This is a genomic window from Martinezella sp. CNPSo 3890, from assembly GCF_057784455.1.
The window spans coordinates 288,368-311,735 of the sequence record NZ_JBXSOR010000004.1 but is presented as its reverse complement, the minus strand read 5'-3'; the positions used below and the strand labels follow the sequence as shown (position 1 = coordinate 311,735).

The 23,368-nt window shown below is 59.4% G+C and carries 18 protein-coding genes; 15 read left to right on the top strand and 3 right to left on the bottom strand.

Translation table 11 applies throughout. From position 1 onward, the window contains the following. Positions 1 to 28 precede the first annotated feature (28 nt). The 3 genes from AC13RC_RS14160 to AC13RC_RS14150 all read left to right on the top strand — a co-directional run bounded on the left by AC13RC_RS14160 (position 29) and on the right by AC13RC_RS14150 (position 2,211). On the top strand, positions 29 to 556 hold the full coding sequence (locus AC13RC_RS14160) for a winged helix DNA-binding protein (protein ID WP_069610284.1): 528 nt from the start codon (positions 29 to 31) through the stop codon (positions 554 to 556). A gap of 303 nt (positions 557 to 859) precedes the next feature. Next, positions 860 to 1,690, top strand: a complete 831-nt coding sequence (locus AC13RC_RS14155) for an MBL fold metallo-hydrolase (protein WP_113389327.1) — start codon at positions 860 to 862, stop codon at positions 1,688 to 1,690. An 80-nt stretch (positions 1,691 to 1,770) separates the two neighbouring features. Further along, the gene (locus AC13RC_RS14150; protein WP_488557496.1) at positions 1,771 to 2,211 is read left to right on the top strand and encodes a VOC family protein; all 441 of its coding nucleotides are present in this window, start codon (positions 1,771 to 1,773) and stop codon (positions 2,209 to 2,211) included. Positions 2,212 to 2,219: 8 nt separating this feature from the next. Here AC13RC_RS14150 and AC13RC_RS14145 read toward each other — a convergent pair whose 3' ends face one another. Together AC13RC_RS14145 and AC13RC_RS14140 are read right to left on the bottom strand one after the other, a co-directional pair. Next, positions 2,220 to 2,966: a polysaccharide deacetylase family protein gene (locus tag AC13RC_RS14145; RefSeq protein ID WP_183808909.1), complete on the bottom strand. Its 747-nt coding sequence runs from the start codon at positions 2,964 to 2,966 to the stop codon at positions 2,220 to 2,222. After that, positions 2,956 to 4,053 (bottom strand): glycosyltransferase family 4 protein, encoded by a 1,098-nt coding sequence (locus AC13RC_RS14140; RefSeq protein WP_488557495.1) that lies wholly within the window; start codon positions 4,051 to 4,053, stop codon positions 2,956 to 2,958. The genes AC13RC_RS14145 and AC13RC_RS14140 overlap by 11 nt, the downstream gene beginning before the upstream one ends. A 304-nt stretch (positions 4,054 to 4,357) precedes the next feature. On the opposite strand from AC13RC_RS14140, the gene AC13RC_RS14135 reads away from it, so the two are divergent. After that, complete coding sequence (locus tag AC13RC_RS14135; protein WP_488557559.1) at positions 4,358 to 6,082, top strand: adenylate/guanylate cyclase domain-containing protein; 1,725 nt, start codon at positions 4,358 to 4,360, stop codon at positions 6,080 to 6,082. Between the two features lie 72 nt (positions 6,083 to 6,154). Further along, positions 6,155 to 7,033, top strand: coding sequence for an FkbM family methyltransferase (locus AC13RC_RS14130; RefSeq protein ID WP_488557494.1), 879 nt, complete (start codon positions 6,155 to 6,157; stop codon positions 7,031 to 7,033). Positions 7,034 to 7,035: 2 nt separating this feature from the next. On the opposite strand, the gene AC13RC_RS14125 is transcribed toward AC13RC_RS14130, so the two are convergent. Further along, positions 7,036 to 7,515, bottom strand: a complete 480-nt coding sequence (locus tag AC13RC_RS14125; RefSeq protein ID WP_488557493.1) for a class I SAM-dependent methyltransferase — start codon at positions 7,513 to 7,515, stop codon at positions 7,036 to 7,038. 143 nt (positions 7,516 to 7,658) lie between these two features. Here AC13RC_RS14125 and AC13RC_RS14120 point away from each other — a divergent pair, with 143 nt between their 5' ends. The 10 genes from AC13RC_RS14120 (at position 7,659) to AC13RC_RS14075 (ending at position 23,364) form a co-directional block, all read left to right on the top strand. Beyond that, complete coding sequence (locus AC13RC_RS14120; protein WP_488557492.1) at positions 7,659 to 8,834, top strand: DUF3095 domain-containing protein; 1,176 nt, start codon at positions 7,659 to 7,661, stop codon at positions 8,832 to 8,834. A 361-nt stretch (positions 8,835 to 9,195) separates the two neighbouring features. After that, a complete protein-coding gene (locus AC13RC_RS14115) occupies positions 9,196 to 10,533 on the top strand; it encodes an adenylate/guanylate cyclase domain-containing protein (RefSeq protein WP_488557491.1) in 1,338 nt (445 codons plus the stop codon). Between the two features lie 160 nt (positions 10,534 to 10,693). Beyond that, on the top strand, positions 10,694 to 12,601 hold the full coding sequence (locus tag AC13RC_RS14110) for an ABC transporter ATP-binding protein (RefSeq protein WP_488557490.1): 1,908 nt from the start codon (positions 10,694 to 10,696) through the stop codon (positions 12,599 to 12,601). Continuing rightward, the gene (locus tag AC13RC_RS14105) at positions 12,598 to 14,514 is read left to right on the top strand and encodes an ABC transporter substrate-binding protein (RefSeq protein ID WP_113329602.1); all 1,917 of its coding nucleotides are present in this window, start codon (positions 12,598 to 12,600) and stop codon (positions 14,512 to 14,514) included. Before AC13RC_RS14110 ends, AC13RC_RS14105 begins: the two co-directional genes overlap by 4 nt. Next, complete coding sequence (locus AC13RC_RS14100) at positions 14,507 to 15,505, top strand: ABC transporter permease (RefSeq protein WP_095437102.1); 999 nt, start codon at positions 14,507 to 14,509, stop codon at positions 15,503 to 15,505. Before AC13RC_RS14105 ends, AC13RC_RS14100 begins: the two co-directional genes overlap by 8 nt. Beyond that, positions 15,502 to 16,677 carry an ABC transporter permease gene (locus AC13RC_RS14095; protein ID WP_488557489.1) on the top strand — a complete coding sequence of 392 codons (1,176 nt, stop codon included), beginning with the start codon at positions 15,502 to 15,504 and terminating at the stop codon, positions 16,675 to 16,677. Before AC13RC_RS14100 ends, AC13RC_RS14095 begins: the two co-directional genes overlap by 4 nt. 101 nt (positions 16,678 to 16,778) lie before the next feature. Further along, complete coding sequence (locus tag AC13RC_RS14090; protein WP_113329604.1) at positions 16,779 to 17,993, top strand: glycosyltransferase family protein; 1,215 nt, start codon at positions 16,779 to 16,781, stop codon at positions 17,991 to 17,993. A gap of 11 nt (positions 17,994 to 18,004) precedes the next feature. Further along, positions 18,005 to 19,270 (top strand): glycosyltransferase family 4 protein, encoded by a 1,266-nt coding sequence (locus tag AC13RC_RS14085; protein WP_488557558.1) that lies wholly within the window; start codon positions 18,005 to 18,007, stop codon positions 19,268 to 19,270. Continuing rightward, complete coding sequence (locus tag AC13RC_RS14080) at positions 19,267 to 20,412, top strand: glycosyltransferase family protein (RefSeq protein WP_488557488.1); 1,146 nt, start codon at positions 19,267 to 19,269, stop codon at positions 20,410 to 20,412. The genes AC13RC_RS14085 and AC13RC_RS14080 overlap by 4 nt, the downstream gene beginning before the upstream one ends. A gap of 237 nt (positions 20,413 to 20,649) precedes the next feature. Then, positions 20,650 to 23,364 carry an ABC transporter ATP-binding protein gene (locus AC13RC_RS14075; protein WP_152093163.1) on the top strand — a complete coding sequence of 905 codons (2,715 nt, stop codon included), beginning with the start codon at positions 20,650 to 20,652 and terminating at the stop codon, positions 23,362 to 23,364. Positions 23,365 to 23,368: the final 4 nt, after the last annotated feature.

Genomic DNA, 23,368 nt, shown 5'->3' with positions numbered 1-23,368 from the left:
CCTTAATCCGGTTCGAAGGAGTTTTCAGGTGACGTCCGAGGAAAAGAGCAAACGACGCGAGTTGATCGTATCATCGGCCCATCTTGCCGGCGGCAGCTCGCCAGCCTTGTCGGAGCTGGAATACGGGTCGATCCTCTTTTCCCATGCCTTCAATCGGTGGCTAGTGCGCTGCATGGCAGCGGCCGGCGTGCCCGGTCTTTCACCGATCGAGATCCTGATCATCCATTCCGTGCGGCATCGCGACCGGCCGAAGACGCTCGCCGATCTCTGCCTCGTCCTCGATATTGAAGACACGCATGTTGCCAATTACGCCATCAAGAAGCTCGAGGCGGCAGGCCTCGTCAAAAGCGGCAAGGCCGGCAAGGAAAAGACGATACGGGTCACCGACAAGGGCCTGGACGCGCTGAAGCGCTATACCGAAATTCGCGAGCGGCTATTGGTTGAGGCAACGAAAGTATCGGGTCTTTCGCAAGACGATCTCTCCGATATCGCCTCGCATCTGAGGGCATTGTCCGGTTATTACGAACAGGCGGCACGTTCGGCCGCCACGCTCTAGGATAGAAGCGCGCAAGTCTCGGCCAAATCTTCTCAGTCTCTCGCACAGGTTCGCATCTCGTTGTGGTCTAATATAGATTAGCCCATCGGGACCACACGCAAATTCCCCCCTCTTATCTATTCTGCCATTTCATACCTATATTAGGCCTGTGCGATCCGTTGGCGACAATCCGCCCAACGATCTGTGTCGGCTGACCGATGAGATCCAGTTTTTACCACTGCACGACTTTTAGAAATTGCTGGCTTCGCACGATAGCAAAAGTGTGCTTTTTTTGACCGAAAGGGGAATGGTGTAAAAACTTCCATGAACAACGATAGTTTTGAGCTGAAATTTTGGGGCGTGCGGGGGAGCATCCCTGTATCGGGACCGGAATTTGAGCGGTACGGCGGTAACACGTCGTGCATTGAGTTACGGCATGACGGCAGGCATATCTTGTTCGACGCAGGGACCGGTTTGCGCGAAGCGGCGGCATCCCTTGCCAAGGAAGAGGTCCGCAACATCGATCTCTTCTTCACCCACTCCCACTATGATCACATCATCGGCCTGCCTTTCTTCAACGCGATATACGATCCGCGCGTCAGCGTCGATCTCTGGTCGGGCCATCTGGCCGGCAAGACGACGACGCGGCAGCTGATCGGCCAATTCATGCGGCCGCCTTGGTTCCCTGTCGAACCCGACATCTGTCGGGCGACGATGAATTTCCGCGATTTCGCCGCCGGCGACACGTTGAAGCCGCATCCCGGCATCGTCATTCATACGACGAGGCTGAACCATCCCGGCGGCTGCATCGGCTATCGCATCGAATGGTCGGGGCGAGTGATCGCCATGGTCTATGATACCGAGCATGTGGCGGGCAAACTGGATGAGGCGGCGCTTGAGCTGATGGCGGATGCCGACCTTGCCATCTACGATGCGACCTATCTCGAAACGGAGATGCAGAAATATCTCGGTTTTGGCCATTCTACATGGCAGGAGGGCATCAAGCTCGCGAAGAAGGCCGGTGCCAAGCGGCTTGCCATGTTCCATCATGCGCCCGGCCGGACGGATCGCGAACTGGACGACATGCAGCGCGATGCGCAGAAGAGCTTCCCCGAAGCGTTCTTCGCCTTTGACGGGCAATCGCTGCAGCTCTGAGACACCGTTTGGCTAGAAGTGTCCGTTATTACACGGGGTAACAACCCTTTGACTGAAACGGCTTTCGGGAGGTTGAAGAGATGGCCGTCAAGCGAATGGACAATGTCGGAATCGTCGTCGAAAACCTGGCAGGGGCGATTGATTTTTTTCGCGAACTCGGCCTCGAGCTCGAAGGGCAGGCGACGATCGAAGGAGAGTGGGCCGGGCGTATCACCGGCCTAGGCGATCAGCGCGTCGAAATTGCCATGATGCGCACGCCGGACGGCCACAGCCGGCTCGAGCTCTCCCGTTTCCTTGCGCCGGCCGTCGTCGCGGATCATCGCAACGCCCCGGTTAACGCTTTGGGTTATCTCCGCGTCATGTTTGCCGTGGACGACATCGACGACACGCTTGAAAGGCTTCGCGCGCGTGGCGCGCAGCTCGTCGGCGAAGTTGTCCAGTATAGCGACGCGTATCGCCTCTGCTATATCCGCGGACCTGAAGGACTTCTCATCGGGCTTGCCCAGGAACTCGGCGCGTAGCACAACGACTAATGCACGAAGTCGCCGACCGGCCGCCATTCGATGGCGGCATGGTCGGCCGTCTCCTCAAACAGCGCCTCCACGAAATTCCAGGCGAGATCGTCATGGGCGAGATGGTGCGTCATCACCCCGATCGGTTCGTCATGGCCGTCGAAACGGATCCGGAGTTCTTCCACGAGACGTCCGATTACTTCAGCATGCGGTAAACCACCACGTACGCCGTGCCATCTCATGATGTCGATATGGGTGTTGATCAAGCCGATGGGGGCCTGTTTTGCCAGTCCGAAAACGGAGACGGCGCGATAGCCGAAGGGGGCGAGATGTGGCAACAGCGCATCATCGATCCGGTTCCACGGCGGGACCAACAGCGGCACGAACTGTTGTGGGTAAAGGGTCTTCAGCTTATCGAAGCCGCGGTGCAGCTCGTCGAGCACGATCGACTGCGGCCGATGCAGACCGAGCTCCTGCTTCTTGGTTTCGTCAGGGGCATAGTTTTGGTGCGTCCAGCCGTGCACCGCGGCGGTGATGTGGCTTTCCCGCGTCAGACGTTCGGCCAGTGCCTCGCCCGTCGGTCCCGGAATGATCGCCAGAGCCATCGGCACGTCGAAACGATTGGCAAGCGACAGAAGCCGGTCGAGGGCAGGGGTCGGCTCGATGGCGTCGTCGTCGCGGAACCAGAATTTTACCTTCCGTCCCGCCTCGCTCCATCGCCGCAGCTCGTCACGCACGGGCTGCCAATCGGCTCTATCGCTCATAATAGGTGTCTCCCAAATGGTTTCGAAGAATGGTTTCCAACCGCCGCGCTGCGGCGGTCAGCGAGCGCTCCTGATGCACGAAGTCATAGGCTGCGTTTGCCATGGTCTGCCGCAGGTTCTGGTCGTTCAAAAGTCGAGCGATGGCACTGGCATAGGCCTCGATATCGCCCTCTGGTGTTAGAAGTCCTGTCTTGTCCGTCATCACGACCTCCGGCACGCCGGCCGTTGCCTGCGCGATGACGGGCAGGCCCGCCGCCTGCGCCTCCAGATAGGCGAGGCCATAGGCTTCGTTGCAGCCGGGCCAGACATAAAGGCCGGCGGCCGCCAGTTCTTGCGCGATCTCTGGGGTGGAACGCTCCCCGCGCCAGATGATGCGGCTTTCACCGAATGTGGAAAACAACGACCGTGCCTCGGCCCGCATCGGCCCGTCGCCAATGATGGTCAGGATCCAATCCTGATCGCGGATAAGATCAAGCGCACCCGCCAGCATCGCGTAGCTGTCAAACTTGTCGCCCTTCCGTAGCATTGCCACTGTAATCAGCCGTCGCGGATCGGAGGAGGAGCGGGCGAAGGGTGCGGTATCGATGAAGGGCAGGAAGCGCTCGTAGCGGGCATCGGGGATCGCATCGAGCAAACCAAGCCGGTCCCGCTCGGTAAAGCACAGATTGACGGCGGCAAGCCTTACCGCATCGGCGATAAGGCGCTGGTTCTCGCTCCAGCCGGTCTCGTCATGACGGCGGGAGTAGGAGGCCTCGGCCGTCACATAGGGAATGCCCAGCGTGCTGGCTATGGGTGGACCGATGAGATCGGGTGTCTTGTAATAGGGATGATAGGTGAACCACAGATCGGGTGCCGCCTTGTCCCGCCATTGCTCCCGCAGTCGGCCCATCTCGCTCTCCGCCTGCCTGGCGATCTCCGCGCGTGGGCCGGCTTCCGGGGTAGGCGTGAAGCTGCGCAATTCGGAAGCGACTTCGACCTCATGCCCGGCCATCTTCAATACTGCGATGATCTGGCGCGCCATCAGCCGGTCGCCGGACGGGACCGGATGGGCAGGCGACTTCAAGGGAGCATAAAAGGCAATCTTCATGATGTCGTCGCACAGTTGACGATTAAGTGATGGGAGGAACCCGAATCGTGAGAGGATTGCCCGAATTCCGACTGGTTGCGTGACAATAAGGTCCCTGCTTCAAAAAGCCGCATCCTCGACAGTATGCGGCGTTGCGGCTACTGCATAATTCCTTAAATCGGAATCGATTTGAGGATAAAATTATGCAGCAGGTTAAAAGTGCTGCAGCGATTTTTGCGCGTCATATATGACGCGCGCCGCTGTAGATGAATAGGCGATAGCCGTTTTCGGATCTGTTGTGAACGGGCAATATACATTGGGTTTGATGACCATCGAGGCAAAAAAGCCAATCATAACCGATCGCCTCGTGCGAAAGCTTCGTCTCGGCTCCGGTCTGATCGTTTTTGCTTTCGTCATCATGCATCTGGCCAACCATTCCCTCGGCCTGATCTCGCTCGGCATGGCCGACCGTGCGCAGCATTGGTTCATGGCGGTTTGGCGCAATCCGGTCGGAACCGCGCTGCTCTATGGGGCACTGATCCTGCATATCCTGCTCGTGCTGCGAATGCTCTACAAGCGCAGGACGCTTGTCATGCCCGCGGGCGAGGCTTTTCAGATCGTTACCGGTCTACTGGTCCCCCTCCTGTTGATCGACCATATCGTTGCGACGCGCATCGTTCATGAGGTCTACGGCTATCACGATACCTACAAGGCGATCGTGCGCAGCCTGTGGGTGACGTCGCCATTCAATGGTGTGCGCCAGTCGCTCGTCCTTCTGATCGTTTGGCTTCATGGGTGTATCGGCGTTCATTTCTGGCTGCGCTACCGCCCCTGGTACATGGTGATCGCGCCCGTCATGCTGTCGCTCGCCATTGTTCTGCCGATCCTCGCTTTGCTCGGCTTTGCCGCAATGGGCAAGACGGTGGCACATGAGGTCGCCCAGGAGGATGAGCGCGGCTATCCCGGCGGCTACTACAGCGATGTACGAAGCTTCGGCGAGTCAGGCTCGGCGCCTGGCAGTAAAATGGCGGAAGACTTGTGGCCGTACCGCGCCGGATTCTATGGCGCCTTCAGCCTGTCGATCGCCGCTCTTTTCGCCTTCCGGGCACATCGCAGGCTAAAAGAGCGGCAATATCAGGTCGCCATTCGTTACGCGGGCGGGGAAGTCGTGCACGCGCCGCGCGGCTTCAGCGTGCTCGAGGCAAGCCGTCTCGGCGGTATCCCCCATTATTCGGTTTGCGGCGGCAAGGGGCAATGTTCCACCTGCCGCGTGCAAATCATCGAGGGGGCGGAAAACCTGCCGCCGCCCGAGCCGTTGGAGCAGAAGACCCTGAACCGTATCGGCGCCACGCCGGATGTCAGGCTTGCCTGTCAACTGCGTCCAACCGGAAACGTCAGCGTTGTGCCGCTGCTGACGCCGATGGCCGAGGCGACGATTCCGGTCTACACGCAAACGGCAAGTCCCGGCCGCGAGCGCGAGATCGTCGTCTTCTTCTGCGATCTGCGCCATTTCACGTCGTTGACGGAATCGCGGCTGCCTTTCGACATCGTCTTCCTGCTCAACCGCTATTTCGCCATCGTCGGCCGCATCGTCGAGGAAAATGGTGGCCGGATGGACAAGTTCATCGGCGATGGCGCCATGGCGCTCTTCGGCCTTCGCACGACCCCGAAGGAGGCCAATCGCCAGGCATTGAAGGCGGCAGCCGCGATCATCCGCGAGATCGACAAGCTCAGTGCGGAGCTCGCTGATGAACTGGCTGCCCCACTCGAAATCGCCATCGGCATCCATACCGGCCTCGCTGTGGTGGGCTCGATGGGGTATGGCACCGTCAAGAACGTGACGGCAATCGGCGATACGGTCAACGTCGCCAGCCGCCTTGAAAGCGTCGCCAAGGAGTTCAATACCGCGCTCGTCTTTTCAGAACCGGTGGCGCAGCTTTCGGAAGCAGATATTGCCGGCACAGAAAGCCGGGAGATTGCCGTCAGAGGCCGGGGTGAGCCCTTGCGGGTCTACATCGTTTCGAAAGAGGCGAGCGCCCACTTTGCCTGATTTTCAGAGCGTGGCGGCATCGTCGACCTTGTCCGTTTGCAATGCAATGGCGCCGGTGTAGAGATGGCGCTCATGTTCGACCGTAGGATTCTCACAAAAAAATACTTGAGACGGGCTTTTCGCCGCAAGCGGGATGCGATCGCCACGCGCTTCTTCGACACCAGGCTGGGCCGGGATATCCTCGTCAGTGCGATTGGGCCTCGCGTCAAGATGATGACGGTCGATTGCGGGGATCACGTCCTCAGTTTCTCGCCGGCCGACTACATCGGCCGCAAGGTTTTTCGCAAAGGGCATTTCGAGCGCGACCATGTCGACCGCTTGCTGAGCGTATTGCGCGAGCGCGGCTTACTGCGCAAGGGCTCGGCGCTGCTGGAACTCGGCGGCAATATCGGCACGCAGACCTGCTATTTTGCCTTGAGCGGCGCCTATGATCGTATCGTCAGCGTTGAGCCGGATCCGCGCAATTTTCGCCTGCTGGAGGCCAATATCGCCGACAATGGCCTGCAGAATATGGTGACGGCGGTCAATTGCGCCGCCGGCGATCGCGAGGGGCAGCTCGATTTCTATCTCAACCACAAGAATCATGGCAAGAGCAGCGCATTGCGGCAGAGCGCGACCGACGAGAAGATCTCGGTGCCTGTCCAGCCGGTCGGCGATATTCTCCTGCAGGCGGGCGTCGATTCCGCCGATATCGGGCTGATCTGGATGGACATCGAGGGCTATGAGCCGGTTGCCTGTCGTTCGATGGGTGCGCTGATGGCCTGCAAAGTGCCGCTTTATATGGAATTCACCCCGGCCTTCTACGGCAAGGATCAGACCAAAGACTTCATCGCCGATCTCGCCGGACACTATAGCGAATGTCTTGCGTTCTTCGAAGACGGCGAGCAGGTCATGAAGGTGGTCGAACTGCCGGTCGAAGGCGAACAGTTCGACGTTCTGTTTCTGCACTGAGCCTATTTGCGCCGATAGATGAAATAGCGGCCGTCCTTGACGGTCGAGGGCAGGGGCAGCGCCTCGAGATCTGGATGATCGAGAGGAAGGCCGCTGACCGCAAGCCCGCCCGGTGCCAGCACCCCAGCCATGATCTCGGGCAGCCAGGTCAATGTTATCGCATCCTTGTCTTCGTAGCCGGTGCCGATATCGGCATGGGCGAGCGAGGCATTGGCGCCGATGAAGGTTTTCGCCGTGTCCCTGATCTCACCGAGCACAAGATCGTCGGCCGACGGCATCGAAGGACCGTAGGCATTGACCGTCCGGTCGAAGGCAATGATGCGGCGATCGGGAAAAAGTTCGCGCAGGTGATCGAAGGTGCGGCCATTGCCAAGACCGAGCTCCAGCACGGGGCCGCCAAGCGTTCTCACCTCGTTGGCAACGGTATTTAAGATATCGCGCTGCGCGCTGAGGCGGCGAATGAAACTATCGAGGCGGCTCATCGTATTTGAAGTATCCTTGGCGTCTTGTGCCTCTCCCGCAGTGGGCGTAGCACGGCGGGCATTGCGGCGTCGACCACCCGCTAGATTTTCGGCGCATTTGCTGTAGGGATAGATTGTCGCGGCGCTCAATGAAGGGGGACATCATGGCCGAGCCATCCAATGATGATTTCTTCCATAAGCTTGCGGGTTTCACGCATTTCGAAGGCGTGACGGACAGCACCAATTACCAGCCCCTACCGGATGACTGGCTGATTGCGATCGCCGATATCGTCAGCTCAACGAAGGCGATTGCTGCCGGACATTACAAATCGGTCAATATGGCAGGCGCCAGCGTGATTTCCGCCGTACTCAACGCTTTGGACCGAGGCGACTATCCCTTCGCCTTCGGCGGGGATGGTGCATTGGTCGCCGTCCCGCCTTCCGGCGCGGAGCGGGCGCGACAGGCGCTTGTGGCGGTACGGGGCTGGGTGATGGAGGAGCTGCAACTCGATCTGCGCACGGCTTTGGTGCCGATGAGCGCCATTCGCGGGGAAGGGTTCGACGTGCAGGTCGCGCGGTTCAACCCGAGCGACCATGTTTCCTACGCCATGTTTTCCGGCGGCGGCACGAGCTGGGCGGAACGACAAATGAAGGCAGGACGCTTCATCGTCGAAGCCCAGCCGGAGAAGGAGGAGCCAGATCTCACGGGCCTTTCCTGTCGTTGGAACCCGATCAAGGCGCAAAATGGCGAGATCGTCTCCATCATCGCCATTCCCGGCGAGGGTGGAAACGGTCCGCAATTTCAGCAATTGGTCGCCGATATCATCGCGATTTCCGCAGAGCAGAGCCGCGACGGCCACCCTGTCCCGGTCGAAGGTCCGACGCCGGCATTGAGTTTCGGTGGCGCCGATATCGAAGCGCGGGCTTTGGCCACCCCGGCCAATCGCTGGTGGCGCAAGCTTGCAATTGACGCGCAAGTCATTCTGTTGTGGGTTCTCTCTAAGTTCGGAGCTAGGGCTGGAAGCTTTGATGTCAAGATCTACAGGCGTGATCTCGCGGCGAATTCCGATTTTCGCAAGTTCGACGATGGCCTGAAAATGACGATCGATGTCGACGCCATGCATCTTGAGCGTATCGAGGCGCGCTTGCGTAAGGCCGAGGCGGAGGGTGTCTGCCGTTTTGGTCTGCATCGCCAGGATAGCGCGTTGATGACCTGTTTCGTGCCTACCCCGCTGATGCGCGACCACATGCATTTCATCGACGGGGCGAGCGGGGGTTATGCGATGGCGGCCATGGCGCTGCGGGAAAAGAGGCCGCCCGAGCTTGCCGCGAGCGAGTGATCTTCGATTGCCACGCGCAGCTGGCCATGGGTTTCAGTCGTGATTTTTATCGACCCATTTCGGTTTAGCCCATTGTTTCAGCTAAATATGCGCCTTATCTGAAAGAGAACAAAACGAGAGTCGCCGATTGCGACGGCTGTCGTTGTGCTGCATTTCTGGTGCGGGGGCGTGAGAGATGCAGTCGATTTTTCTGGTGCCCGCGCGATCCAGGGGTAGCAAGGGAACGCGCTGGTGCCGTTGAATGATTGTTTCATCCAGCCTTGAACGATAGGCCGGAAATTCCGGAAGTGGACGTCGGCGAAAAAGCCGGTGCTCCATGGCCGGCGAGACATCGGGCATTGCAAGATAGGCCGCGGGGACGATGACTATCCAATCGAGTGTTTCTGATCTTCTTCTCGATAAAGTAGCGGAATGGCTGACACAGGCGGCGCTCACGGGCGAAAACCTGGAGACCATCATTCGCGGCTTCTGCGAACGCATGGCTGCGACGGGGATGCCGCTCAAGCGCGTGCATTTGACCTTTTCCATGCTTCATCCGCTCTATGATGCGCTCGGCTTTACCTGGCGGCGCGCCAGCGGTCTGATGATCGAGGGCTATCGGCATGGGAACGAGAAACCGGAACGCTTCGTGCAGAGCCCCTACTATTACCTCTTGTCCAACAATCTTCAGCACCTGCGTCGCCGGATCGATGTCGACGGCGCGGTCGAATTTCCGATTTTCGAGGATCTGCGCAAGGAGAAGGTCACCGACTATATGGCCTTTGTGCAGACTTTCGGCGCGGGCTCTGTGCAGGGGATGATGGGTTCCTGGTCGACCGACAGCATCGGCGGTTTTAGCGAAGAGATGATCGGCGCGCTGATGCGCATGCAGAACCATCTGGCCATGGCCGCCAAGATGGCGGTCCTCGGCAAGCTCGCCAACAATATGCTGACCACCTATCTCGGCGGCGATGCTGGAAAGCGCGTGCTGAACGGCCAGATTCGCCGCGGAGACGGCGAGACGATCCGCGCAGCCCTCGTCATGGGCGACATGCGGCAATCCACGGTTTATGCCGAAAAGGAAGGGCGCCAGGCCTATATCGATACGCTCAATGAGTTCTTCGACGCGATCGCGGCGCCGTTCAATCGCAATGGCGGCGAAATCCTGAGCTTCCTTGGCGACGGATTTCTCGCCGTCTACCCATGCGGGCGGCACAAGGACCCGTCAAAGGTGGCTTGCGAAGCCGCACTTTCGGCTGTTTTCGAGGCGCAACGCCGTGTCAAGGCACTCAACAGCGATCGCCAGTCGCGCAATTTGAGCGAAGTTCGCTATGGGATCGGCCTGCATGTCGGCAACGTCATGTTCGGCAATGTCGGCTTGAGGGATCGGTTGACGTTTTCCGCATTCGGCGCGGCGGTCAATGAGGTCGAGCGCCTACAGTCGCTGACCAAGAAATATGGGACCGAAGTCGTCGCGAGCCAGGCATTTTCCAGCTACACCGATTGCGAATGGGGAAAACTTGGAGAGGAGAAGCTGCGCGGTGTGCGTCAGCGCTTCACCGTCGTCTCCCCGAAAGCGGCGACGCCATCCAATGGCGCGCTCGAGATCTTTCAGGAGACGGCACCAGACAGCCTCTCCGAGGCCGAACAGGTCATTCTCTTGCATAGGGACGCCAAGAAGTTCGAGAGCCGTCTTCAAGTCGAAAACCTGACTCCGTGACTGCGCATGCCTCGCGCTTCAGCATAAGCCGATATATCACTGGAAAGGCGACAGTTTTTTTACAGTCTCCGCATTGCTTTGACCAGCTAGACACCCGTTATGGCCTACGTTAGTGTGCCGTCCAAGGCCACAAAGGTCATGTGAGCGGGAAGTAATATGTATGGCGTCAGGGACTGATCTACTGCGTATCGAGAACCTCGACGTCTCGTTTTCCCTTTACGGAGATAGTCTGCGCGTCGTCAAGAATGCCGGCTTGAGAGTGCTTCCAGGCAAGGTTACGGCGCTCGTCGGCGAATCCGGCTCCGGCAAGTCGATCATCAGCCAATCGATCATGGGCATCCTCCCAACGGCGGCAAAGGCGACGGGCCGGATTCTCTTCACCGATCCGCTCAACGGTCAGACGACCGATATTCTCCAGCTGCCGCGCGACGGCGCCGCGATCCGCGGGCTGCGTGGCGCGCGCATGGCAAAGATCTTCCAGGAGCCGATGACCTCGCTGTCGCCGCTGCATACGGTCGGCAACCAGATCAGTGAAGCGCTTCGCATTCACAGCGCGGGCACCAGTAGAGCAGAGCAGCGCGAAAAGACGGAAGAGATGCTGAACCTCGTCGGCTTTCAGGACCCGGTTCGCACTTTCGACATGTATCCCTTCGAGCTTTCCGGAGGCATGCGTCAGCGCGCGATGATCGCCATGGCGCTGATCTGCAATCCGGCGCTGCTGATCGCCGACGAGCCAACGACGGCATTGGATGTCACCATCCAGGCGCAAATCCTCGGACTGCTGCGCAATCTCCAGCAGACGTTCAACATGGCAATGTTGCTGATCACCCACGATCTCGGCGTGGTTGCGAACATGGCCGATGAGGTCGTGGTCATCTATCACGGCGAGATCATGGAAGCAGGTCCCGTTGAGACGATCTTCCGTCAGCCGCAGCATCGCTATCTGAAGGCGCTGATGTCGGCGGTGCCGCATTTCGACATGAAGCCGGGAGAGCGATTGAAATCTTTGCGGGATGTCCCGGTCAATCTCGGCACTTTCTCGGGGAAGAAGAAGCTTATCGGCAACGGTGTGCCGGCTGCGGGCACCGCACCCGATGTCCTGCTCAGCGTGCGCAATCTGACCAAGACCTACACCTCGAAGGCCGGCGGGCTGTTCGGGCGGCGGGATGGCACGAAGTTCCGTGCGGTCGATGATGTCAGTTTCGATATTCGCCGCGGCGAATGTCTCGGCCTGGTCGGGGAAAGCGGTTGCGGCAAGACGACCGTAAGCAAGATCCTGATGCGGGGTGTTACCGCCGATAGCGGTTCCGTCACCTTCGATGACGGCAGCGGCAAGATCGATGTGCTTGCCGTCAAGGGCGATGAATTGATGGATCTGCGCACGAAGATCCAAATGGTTTTCCAGGATCCGGTCTCTTCGCTTTCTCCGCGCATGACCATCCGTAACATCCTGAGCGAACCCCTGGAAATTCACGGGCATGGTGACAGCGCTGAGCGCAAGGAGAAGGTGACGGCGCTGATGCAGGCGATCGGGCTCGACAGGCACTATCTGAGCCGCTATCCGCACAGCTTTTCAGGCGGCCAGCGCCAGCGCATCGGAATTGCGCGCGCATTGGCGCTTGGGCCAAAACTTCTGATCCTCGATGAGCCCGTCTCGGCGCTCGACGTGTCGGTTCAGGCGCAAATCCTGAACCTTCTCAAGGATCTGCAGAAAGAACTCGGTCTGACCTATCTGTTCATTTCGCATAATCTCGCAGTCGTGGATTATATGGCGGACCGCATTGCCGTCATGGCGCGTGGACGCATCGTCGAAATCGCGCCGCGCGAGATCATCCTGCGCGATCCCGTTCATCCCTACACGCGCTCGCTGCTTGCGGCGGTGCCATTCCCCGACCTGGACCGGCCGCTGGATTTCTCCGCCCTGGGCAGCGAAGGCGCCGCGGCCAAGCAGAAATGGGGGCCGCAATTCTCCGAGGGAGCGGACGGAGATCTGGCCTATGCCGATTTGGGCGGGGGGCATTTCGTGCGCGCCCGCCGCGGTCTCGGTGCCCGGGAGCTGCGCAAATGATCAATCGGCGCACTTTTCTTGGCCTTTTGGCCTCTACCGTTCTGCCTCAACCCGTTCTCGCAGCCGACATCGACAACGAGCCGGAATATTTCGCCGATTGGCTGAGGGCGGGTCAGATGCCGCACCTTGCCAAGCGTTTGCCGAAATTCCCGCGCATCGTCAACGTCGCGGCCATGGGCCGTACGCCGGGTCAATATGGCGGCTCCGTGCGCACCATTGTCGGCAGCCAGAACGATATCCGCTTCATGACGATATACGGCTATGCCCGTCTCGTCGGCTATGACCGTACCCTGTCGTTGCAACCTGATATTCTGGAGTCATTCACCTCCGTCAACGACATGGTTTTCACCTTCAAGCTGCGCGACGGACATAAATGGTCGGATGGGCATCCTTTCACGGCCTATGATTTCCGCTATTGGTGGGAAGACGTCATCCTCAACAAGGAACTGACACCGGGCGGCGGCGCCTTGGAGTTGCGCCCGCACGGCAGCCTGCCGCGCTTCGAGCTGCTCGACGAACTGACGGTGCGTTATTCCTGGGATGATCCTAATCCCGATTTCCTGCCGATCCTTGCGGCGCCGCAGCCGCTCGTCATTGCCGGCCCTGCGCATTATCTGAAGCAGTTTCACAAGAAATATCAGGACAGCATTCGCCTTTCCTCGCTGATGAAGGAAAACCGCGCCAAGAAATGGCAGGACCTTCATATCAAGATGGCCCGTTCCTACCGGCCTGAAAATCCCAACCTGCCGGTACTCGATCCCTGGCGCAACACGACCGCCCCACCGGCCGAGCAGTTCGTCTTCGAGCGCAACCCCTATTTCCATCGCGTCGACGAAAACGGCCGCCAGTTGCCCTATATAGACCGGATGATCCTGAACATCAGCTCTTCCGCGATCATCGCTGCCAAGACCGGCGCGGGAGAAAGCGATCTGCAGGCAAACGGCATAGATTTCAACGACTATACCTTCCTCAAGGAAGCGGAGAGGCTGCACCCGATCAAGGTCAATCTCTGGAAGGCGGCGCGTGGGTCGCGGGTCGCACTGTTTCCCAATCTGAACAGCGCGGATACCGTATGGCGAGACGTTTTGCGCGATGTCCGGGTGCGGCGGGCCCTGTCGCTGGCGATCAATCGCCATGAGATCAACATGGCCGTCTTCTATGGCCTCGGCACTGAAAGCGCCAATACGGTCCTGCCAGACAGCCCTCTCTTCAAGCCCGAATATGCGGCGGCCTGGATTGCGTACGATCCGGATCAGGCCAATGTGCTGCTGGACGCCGCCGGTCTTGCCAAACGCGATGAAGACGGCGTTCGCCTGTTGCCCGACGGGCGGCGCATGGAGATCACGGTTGAAACACCGGGCGAAAGCCCGCTGGATGCGGACGTCCTCGAACTCGTCACCGATCACTGGCGCAAGGTCGGCATTGCGCTGTTCACGCGTGTATCGCAACGCGACATTTTCCGCAGCCGCGCCATGGGCGGGCGTATCCTGATGTCCTTGTGGTACGGCCTGGACAATGGCGTGCCGACAGCGGACATGAACCCGGCGGAACTGGCGCCGACAACCGACGACCAGATGCAGTGGCCGCTCTGGGGCATGTACTATCTTTCGCGTGAGACGCAGGGCGTTGCGCCCGATGTTCCGGAGGCGGCCAAACTCGTCAAGCTGCTCCGTGAATGGGAGGCGGCCGCCTCTTCCTTCGAGCGCGCCGAGATCTGGCACGAAATGCTGTCGATCTATACGGACCAGGTTTTCTCAATCGGCCTCATCAACGCCACGCTGCAGCCGATCGTGCATTCGGCGCGCATGCAGAACGTGCCGGAGAAGGCGCTTTACGGTTTCGATCCAACCTGTTTTCTCGGTGTCTACATGCCGGATACCTTCTGGATGAAGGAGGATCGCCGGAATGCTTAGATATATCCTTTGGCGCATCGCGGTGATGATCCCGACCCTGATCGTCATTTCGATGCTGGTCTTCACGATCATCCAGCTTCCGCCTGGCGATTTCTTCGAAAGCCAGATCGCCGAGCTGCGCGCCCAGGGCGAGACGGCGAACCTTCAGGAGATCGAGAATCTTCGTCACGAATACGGCCTCGATCAGCCTATGCCGCTTCAATATGTCCATTGGGTTGCCGGAATGCTGCATGGCGATTTCGGTTATTCCTTCGAATATCAGCTGCCGGTTTCGGATGTCGTCGGCGACCGCTTGTGGCTGACCATTCTCGTATCGATGACGACGATTCTCGTGACCTGGCTGATCGCCTTCCCGATCGGCATCTATTCCGCCACCCATCAATATAGCTGGGGCGATTACGGTCTGACCTTTCTTGGCCTGCTCGGCATTGCCATCCCGAATTTCATGCTGGCGCTGATCCTGATGTATTTCGCCAATGTGTGGTTCGGTGTGTCGATCGGCCATCTGATGGATCAGCAATATCTCTCGCAGCCGATGAGCTGGGAAAAGGCGCGCTCGATCCTGTCGCATCTGTGGATTCCGGTCATCATCGTCGGCACGGCAGGAACGGCGGGCATGATCCGCCGCCTTCGTGCCAATCTGCTCGACGAGATGCAGAAGCAATATGTCATCACCGCACGGGCCAAGGGGTTGCACCCCCTGAAGGCTCTGGTGAAATATCCGCTGCGCATGGCGCTGAACTTTTTCGTCGCCGATATCGGCTCCATCCTGCCGTCGATCATTTCGGGCGCTGAGATCACCGCCATCGTGCTGTCGCTGGAGACGACCGGCCCGATGTTGATCCGGGCCCTGCAAAGCCAGGACATGTATCTTGCCGGTTCATTTCTGATGTTTCTCGCCTTCCTCAATGTTATCGGCGTGCTGATCTCGGATATCGCGCTCGGCTTTCTCGATCCCCGCATCCGCTTGCAAGGCAGGAGTACAAAGTGAGCGTATCCTTGCCAAAACCCGGTGCTCCTCTGGAGCATTACGTCTCGAACGCGGATTTCGATCCGGATCAGTTCGAAGCCATGTCCGCCGGCCAGCAGCGCTATTACATGGCTTCGCAGAAGAAGCTGATGTGGTGGAAGTTCAGGAAGCACAGGCTTGCGCTCGCCTCCGGCATTTTTTTGCTGCTCGCCTACGGCATGATCCTGATTGCGGAATTCCTGGCGCCCTACGGACTGCACAGCCGCAATGTCGATTACATTCATTCGCCGCCGCAGATGGTTCATTTCTTCGACAAGGGCGAGTTCGTCGGACCGTTCGTCTATGGCCGGAAAATGACGCTCGATATCGATACGCTGCGTCGGATCTATACCGAAAATCCTTCCGACGTGCAGCCGATCCGTTTCTTCTGTCGCGGCGATTCCTATCGTTTCTGGGGCTTGGTGGATTCGAACCTTCATCTGGTCTGCCCTTCCGTCGGCGGGCAAATGTATCTGCTTGGAACCGATCGCCTGGGCCGGGACGTGCTGTCGCGCATCATTTACGGCGCGCGCATATCTCTCACGATCGGGCTGATCGGCATAGCGATCAGCTTCGTGCTCGGCATCGTCATCGGTGGTCTGGCGGGCTATCACGGCGGTCTTTTCGATCTCCTCGTTCAGCGCGTGATCGAGGTGCTGCAATCACTGCCGAGCCTGCCATTGTGGATGGCGCTGGCGGCGATCATGCCCGTGAGCTGGAGTCCGATCATCGTCTATTTCGGCATTACCATTATTCTCGGCATTCTCGACTGGACCGGCCTTGCACGCGCCGTGCGCTCGAAGCTTCTGTCCCTGCGGGAGGAAGACTACGTGCTCGCCGCGCAATTGATGGGCGCAAGCACGCGTCGCATCATCGGCCGTCATCTCGTTCCCGGCTTCATGTCGCATCTCATCGCCACGGCGACGATCTCTGTCCCCAGCATGATTCTCGGCGAAACCGCCCTCAGCTTTCTCGGATTGGGGCTTCGCCCGCCAATCACGAGCTGGGGCATTTTGCTGACTGAGGCAAGAAGCGTCAGCGTTATCGCCTTCTATCCATGGCTCCTTTTCCCTATGATCCCGGTGATTTTGGTCATTCTGGCGTTCAACTTTTTAGGAGACGGCTTGCGCGATGCCGCCGATCCCTACAAATAGCAGGATGAACGGCGAAGACAGGATTGCAATTCGAGAAGCGGCCCGCGGATGTCGTTTGCCGACATACCGCGTATAACTTTCACCCCCAGAGGTTTTTGCCTATGAAGCGGCGCTTAGAAGATGCTCGAATCCTCATGTATAGCCATGACACGTTCGGTCTCGGCCATCTGAGGCGGTGCAGAACGATTGCCCATGCGCTTGTCGAGGACTATCGCGGCCTGAATGTGCTGATCATATCCGGCGCGACGATCGCCGGCGCATTCGATTATCGCGCCCGTGTCGATTTCGTCAAAGTGCCGAGCGTCATCAAGCTGCGCGACGGCGAATACACGTCTATGGCGAGCCATGTCGCATTGCAGGAAACGCTGAAGATGCGGCAATCGATCATTCGCCACACGGCCGAAACCTTTCAGCCCGATGTTTTCATTGTCGACAAGGAGCCGATGGGGCTGAAGGGCGAGGTCGAGGAAACGCTGACCTATCTCAAGGCGCGCGGCACGACGCTCGTACTCGGCATGCGCGACGTCATGGATGCGCCGCATCTCCTGGAAGCCGAATGGAAGAAGAACAACGTCCTGCAGAAGATCGATCAGTTCTACGATCGCGTCTGGGTCTATGGCCCGCCGGACTTTCACGATCCGCTCGTCGGCCTCGACGTTCCCCCCGGCGTGCGCCGGAAGATGGAGTTCGTCGGCTTCCTGCAGCGCAGCGTTTCCACCCTGGGCACGAAGTCGGAACATGTACCTGACGAGGATTATATCCTGGTGACGACTGGCGGCGGCGGCGACGGCGCCGATCTCGTCAGCGATGTCATTGCCGCTTTCGAAGAGGATGGCTCTCTCACGCAGAAGACGCTGATCGTGCTCGGCCCCTATATGCCAGCCAAGGAACGCGGTCAGCTTTTGGAACGCGCCAGCAAGATCGACTGTCTGCAGGTCATCGAGTTCGATAACAAGATGGAAGAGCTGATTGCCGGCGCCAAGGCCGTTGTCGCCATGGGCGGCTATAATACCTATTGCGAGATCCTGTCCTTCGACAAGCCGGCGCTGATCATTCCGCGCACGCGGCCGCGCGAGGAGCAGCTCATCCGCGCGCAGCGGGCAAGCGAACTCGGCCTCGTCGACATGCTGCTGCCGGAAGAATCGGCAGATCCGAAGCAGCTTGCCGCTGCGCTGAAGCGCCTGCCGAACAGGGCGCCACCTTCGGCGAGCAACAGCAACATGCGCCTGGAAGGGCTCGTGCATATTTCGCGCACCGTCGGCGAATGGTTCGATGACCGCGAGCGCTATACGCCGCTATCGATCGTTGCCGAGTAGATCACCGGAACCTGTCGATGCGGAAGAAAATACTGGTGGTCCTGAAAGGCTATCCCCGCCTGTCGGAAACCTTCATCGCGCAGGAGCTGCTCGGCCTGGAAAAGGCCGGCTTCGACCTGACGCTGATTTCGATGCGCAAGCCTACGGACAAGAAGCGCCATCCCGTCCATGACGAAATCAAGGCGCGCGTCGTCTATCTGCCCGAATATCTGCATAACGAACCGTTGAGGGTGCTTCGCGCGTTCTTTGCCGGTATCGGCAAGCCCGGGTTCAAGCCGCTCCTGAAGCAGTTCTGGACCGATCTCAAGCGGGATATCACGCCGAACCGCGTGCGGCGCTTCGGTCAGGCCCTGGTGCTGGCGCATGAATGGCCCGATGGCGGCGAATGGCTGCATGCGCATTTCATCCATACGCCTGCCTCGGTGACATCCTATGCCAGCATCATGACCGGCATTCCCTGGACGTGTTCGGCCCATGCCAAGGATATCTGGACGTCACCGGACTGGGAGCTTTCGGAAAAGCTCGTCCGCGCCCGCTGGACCGTGACCTGCACGCGCACCGGTTTCGAGCACATGCGCGATCTGGTCGGAGCGGACGACAAGGTCCATCTGAGCTATCACGGGCTGGATCTGGATCGCTTCGGCTCCTTCACCGGCGAACATTCCAGCCGCGATGGCAAGGACGCTTCCGATCCCGCTTTTATCCTCAGCGTTGGACGTGCGGTGGAGAAGAAGGGATACGACGTGCTGCTGAAGGCGCTGGCATTGCTTCCCGGCGATCTCAACTGGCGCTTTACCCACATTGGCGGCGGAGATGGCTTGACGAAACTCAAGGCATTGGCTGATACGCTTGGCATCGCCGACCGCATCACCTGGAAGGGTGCACTGGCACAGGAAGACGTGCTTGCCCAATATCGCCAGGCCGATATCTTCGCGCTCGCCTGCCGGGTGGCCGCCGACGGTGATCGCGACGGGCTGCCGAACGTGCTCGTTGAAGCCTCTAGCCAGCGCCTTGTCTGCGTTTCCACCGATGTCTCCGGCGTTCCCGAACTCCTCGAAGACGGTGCGAACGGTCTTGTCGTTTCTCCGGAGGATCCGCAGGCGCTCGCCGTCGCACTGGAATCCGCCATTCGTAACCCGGCACTGCGCCACAGGCTGGGCGAAGCGGCCGAAAGGCGGGTGCGCGAGCATTTCGACTATCACGCCAGCATCCGGCAACTGACGGGGCTGTTCGAGGAGCAATGGCAGAGAGAAGATCAATGGCGGAAATCCGCATGACAACCTCGCATAGCCTACCGTTGCGGGTCTTTTTCTACGTTCAGCATCTGCTTGGCATCGGCCATCTGGCGCGGGCGAGCCGCATCGCCAGCGCGCTGGCGAAAGACGGCTGCCAGGTGACGGTGGTCACCGGCGGCCTGCCGGTCAACGGCTTCCCGGGGGCGGATGTTACCTCCGTCACATTGCCGGCCGTGGTTGCGAGCAGCGCCGGCTTTTCCGGTCTCGCCGATCAGTCTGGCAATGCCGCCGGCGAGGAGTTCCTGTCTCGGCGCCGCGACTTGTTGCTGGAGGCGTTCCGGCAGGCGGCGCCCGATGTCGTCATCATCGAGGCCTTTCCCTTCGGTCGCAGGCAGATGCGTTTCGAGCTTCTGCCGCTGCTCGATGCCATTTCTGAAGCCGATCCGAAGCCGAGGCTCTACACCTCGGTGCGGGACATTCTGCAGCAGCAGAAGAAACCGGGGCGCGACGAAGAGACGGTCGGCCTGCTTCGCGATCATTTTGATGGTGTGCTCGTCCACGGCGATCCGCATTTCGTCCGGCTGGAAGAGACCTTTCCCCTGACGGAGGCGATCGCTGACAAGATCATCTATACGGGTCTTGTCGCACCCGCTTTGCCACCGGAACCAGTCGAAACCTTCGACATCGTCGTTTCAGCCGGCGGCGGCGCTGTCGGGCGCGACCTTATCCGCGCCTCGCTCGAAGCGGCAAGCCGGGTGGCGAGCGATCGCCGCTGGCTGTTGATCGCCGGGCCGAACCTCCCGGAGCGGGATTATGCCGAGCTCGCCAGCGACGCGCCCGGCAATGTCGAACTGGTTCGCTTCCGCAAGGATTTTCCCTCCCTTCTGCGCGGCGCCGAGCTTTCGATTTCGCAGGCCGGCTATAATACGGTCGGCGATCTTCTCGTGGCCGGCTGCCGAGCTATCCTGGTTCCTTTCACCGCCGGTGGGGAGACGGAGCAATCCGTCCGAGCCGAGCGGCTGGAGAGATTGGGATTGGCATTGGCCTTGCCGGAAGCGGGATTGACGACGGACATGCTGGTCGAGGCCGTGAGGACGGCGCTGTCCCGACCCAAGCCAGGCAAGCCGGATATCGATCTTGGCGGCGCCGCCAGAACATCCGCCATTCTGCGTGAGGTCATGTAGCGACGTGTGTGGCTGATATCGGAGACATCCTGTCGTTTTATCCTCCTGGATTCCCGCAATCTTGTGATATAAATCGAAAAATCGATGAATCGGGAGGAGCGTGGACGAAAGACCGGGCGGAGTCCCCTTTCACATATGGGGCCACGTATCCGTAACGAAACCTTCCCGCATCTCTGCAACATCGGTGCCGGCATCGCGCTGGCGCTGGGCGTTGAATTTGAAAGCCCGCAGTAAGCAATGGAAAAAAGCCTAGCGCGTTACATTTGGTCGAATACCCGGCTGGAGCAGGTCTGGATACTGCTCGTCGTCGCGGCCTCGATGATCCCGTACTTCCTGTCCTTCGACTTGCCGAAGCAGATCGTCAACGGGCCTATCCAGGGCAAAGGTTTCGAACATCCCGGCGATACGCAGACCTTCATGCACATTGCTTTCAATGTGCCGCTCATCGGCCATGTCGAGATTTTTCAGGGCGTGCAGCTGACGCGCATGTGGATGCTCGTTGCGCTGAGCATGGTGTTTTTGGCGCTCGTCGTCCTCAACGGGCTCTTCAAGCTCTATATCAACACCTATAAGGGACGTCTGGGCGAGCGCATGCTTCGCCGTATCCGTTTTGAGCTGATCGACCGGGTCTTGCGGTTTCCGCCGGCGCACTTCAAGCGCGTCAAGCCCGCGGAAATCGCCACCATGATCAAGGACGAGGTGGAGCCGATGGGCGGCTTTACGGGCGATGCCTTCGTGCAACCGGCGCTTCTCGGCGGCCAAGCGGTAACGGCGCTCGTCTTCATCATCATGCAGAATTTCTGGCTCGGCATGATCGCCGCGGCCATCGTTGCCGTGCAGGCCATCGTCATTCCCCGCATGCGCAAGCGGCTCCTGGAACTCGGGCGCCAGCGGCAGCTGACGGCGCGCGAACTTTCCGGCCGCGTCGGTGAGATCGTCGATGGTATCGGCACTATCCACGCTAACGATACCACGAACCTGGAGCGCGCCGATATCGCGCACCGGCTCGGATTGATCTTCTCGATCCGCTACGATCTCTATCAGTGGAAGTTCCTGGTCAAATTTATCAATAACTTCCTCGCTCAGGTAACGCCGTTCCTGTTCTATCTGATCGGCGGCTTCCTGGCGTTGCAGGGCCGACTGGACATCGGTCAGCTCGTCGCCGTCATCAATGCCTACAAGGATCTGCCCGGACCACTGAAGGAGCTGATCGACTGGGACCAGTCGCGTCAGGACGTCCAGGTAAAATACAATCAGGTGGTCGAACAGTTCAGCGTCGAGCATCTGATCGATCCGAAAATCCAGGCGGTTTCGCCCGCGCCCGCCGCCCGCATCACCCATTCTCTCGTCGCGACCAATTTGACCATCGTCGACGACAGCGGCGCGCGTGTGCTGGACCACGTTTCGGTTGAGATTCATCCGGGCGAAAGGGTAGCGATCGTCGGCGACAGCGGTGCGGGCGGCGAGTATCTTGCGGAGGCGTTCGGACGCCTGATCTGGCCGGACAGCGGCCGCATCTCGATCGACGGCCACGATATTCTGGAACTGCCGGAATCGCTCATCGGGCGACGCATCGCCTACGCCTCCTCCGAGACCTTCTTCTTCCACGGCACTTTGCGCAGCAATCTCCTCTATGGTCTCAAGCACGCTCCGCTCGTTGCCCCTGTCTACAGCGAGGATGAGGCGACAAAGGTCAAATGGAGCATGGCCGAGGCGCGTCGTGCGGCCAATCCGGAATTCGACCTCAATAGCGACTGGGTGGATTATGCCGCCGCCGGGGCGACGGGGCCGGATGATATCTACTCCGCCATCCGTCCGGTTCTCGATGCCGTCGCCATGTCGCAGGATATTTTCGACATGGCCTTGCGCTCGAATGTCGATGCCACGGCACATCAGGATCTGACGTCGCGCATCGTCGAGCTGCGGCAGGCATTGCGGTCGCGGCTCGAGGAGGAAAAACTCGCGGATCTCGTGGTTCCCTTCGAGTTCGATGCTTATAATCCGCAAGCGACCGTTGGTGAAAATCTGCTTTTCGGTACGCTGAAGCGGCCGCAGATGACCAATCGCAAACTGGCGGCTCATCCCTATTTCCAGCAGATATTCGCCGAAACGGGTCTGGTCTCCGATTTATATGATATGGGCCTGGAGATCGCCGAAAACGCAGTCGAACTCTTCACGGACCTGCCGCCGGACCATCCGTTCTTCCAGCAGCTGACCTTCATGACGGCGGAAGACATCCCGACCTATGAGGCGCTGCTGCAGAAGCTGAACGGCAAGGGCTATGAGGCAGCGACCGACGATGAGCGTGCGGCCATCATCCGGCTGAGCTTCTCCTATATCGAACCGCGTCACCGCTTCGGCCTTCTGACGCAGGTGCTCATGGAAAAGATCGTGAAGGCGCGCGCGAAGTTCTACGAGAATATTCCGGCCGATCTCGCCAAGGTCATCGAGCGCTACGATCCGGAGCGCTTCACTGCGTCTGCCACCTTGATGGACAACGTGCTGTTCGGGCGCATCGCGCATCAGCAGGCGAATGCGCCGGAGCGCATCCATCAGATCATGTATGATGTGTTCGGGCGTCTCGGCATGCATGATGCAGTTCTGTCGATCGGGCTGGATTTCGACGTCGGCTCGGGCGGCAAGCGCCTGACCAACGTGCAGCGCCAGAAACTCAATCTCGGTCGCGCCCTTTTGAAACGAGCCGATTACATCATCTGCAATCGCCCGCTGCCGGCACTCGACCATCGCGTCCAGGATCAGATCGCGAGAGCCATTCTGGGCGAACTCCATAGCGGCGATTATGCGCCGGCGATCATCTGGGTTCTCTCCAACCCCAGTTTTGCCGAATTGTTCGACCGTGTCATGGTTTTCGATCACGGCAGCCTCGTCGAAAATGGCTCTACCACCGATCTTTTAGAGAAAAACGGTATGTTCAAAGAACTGTTATCGTAATATC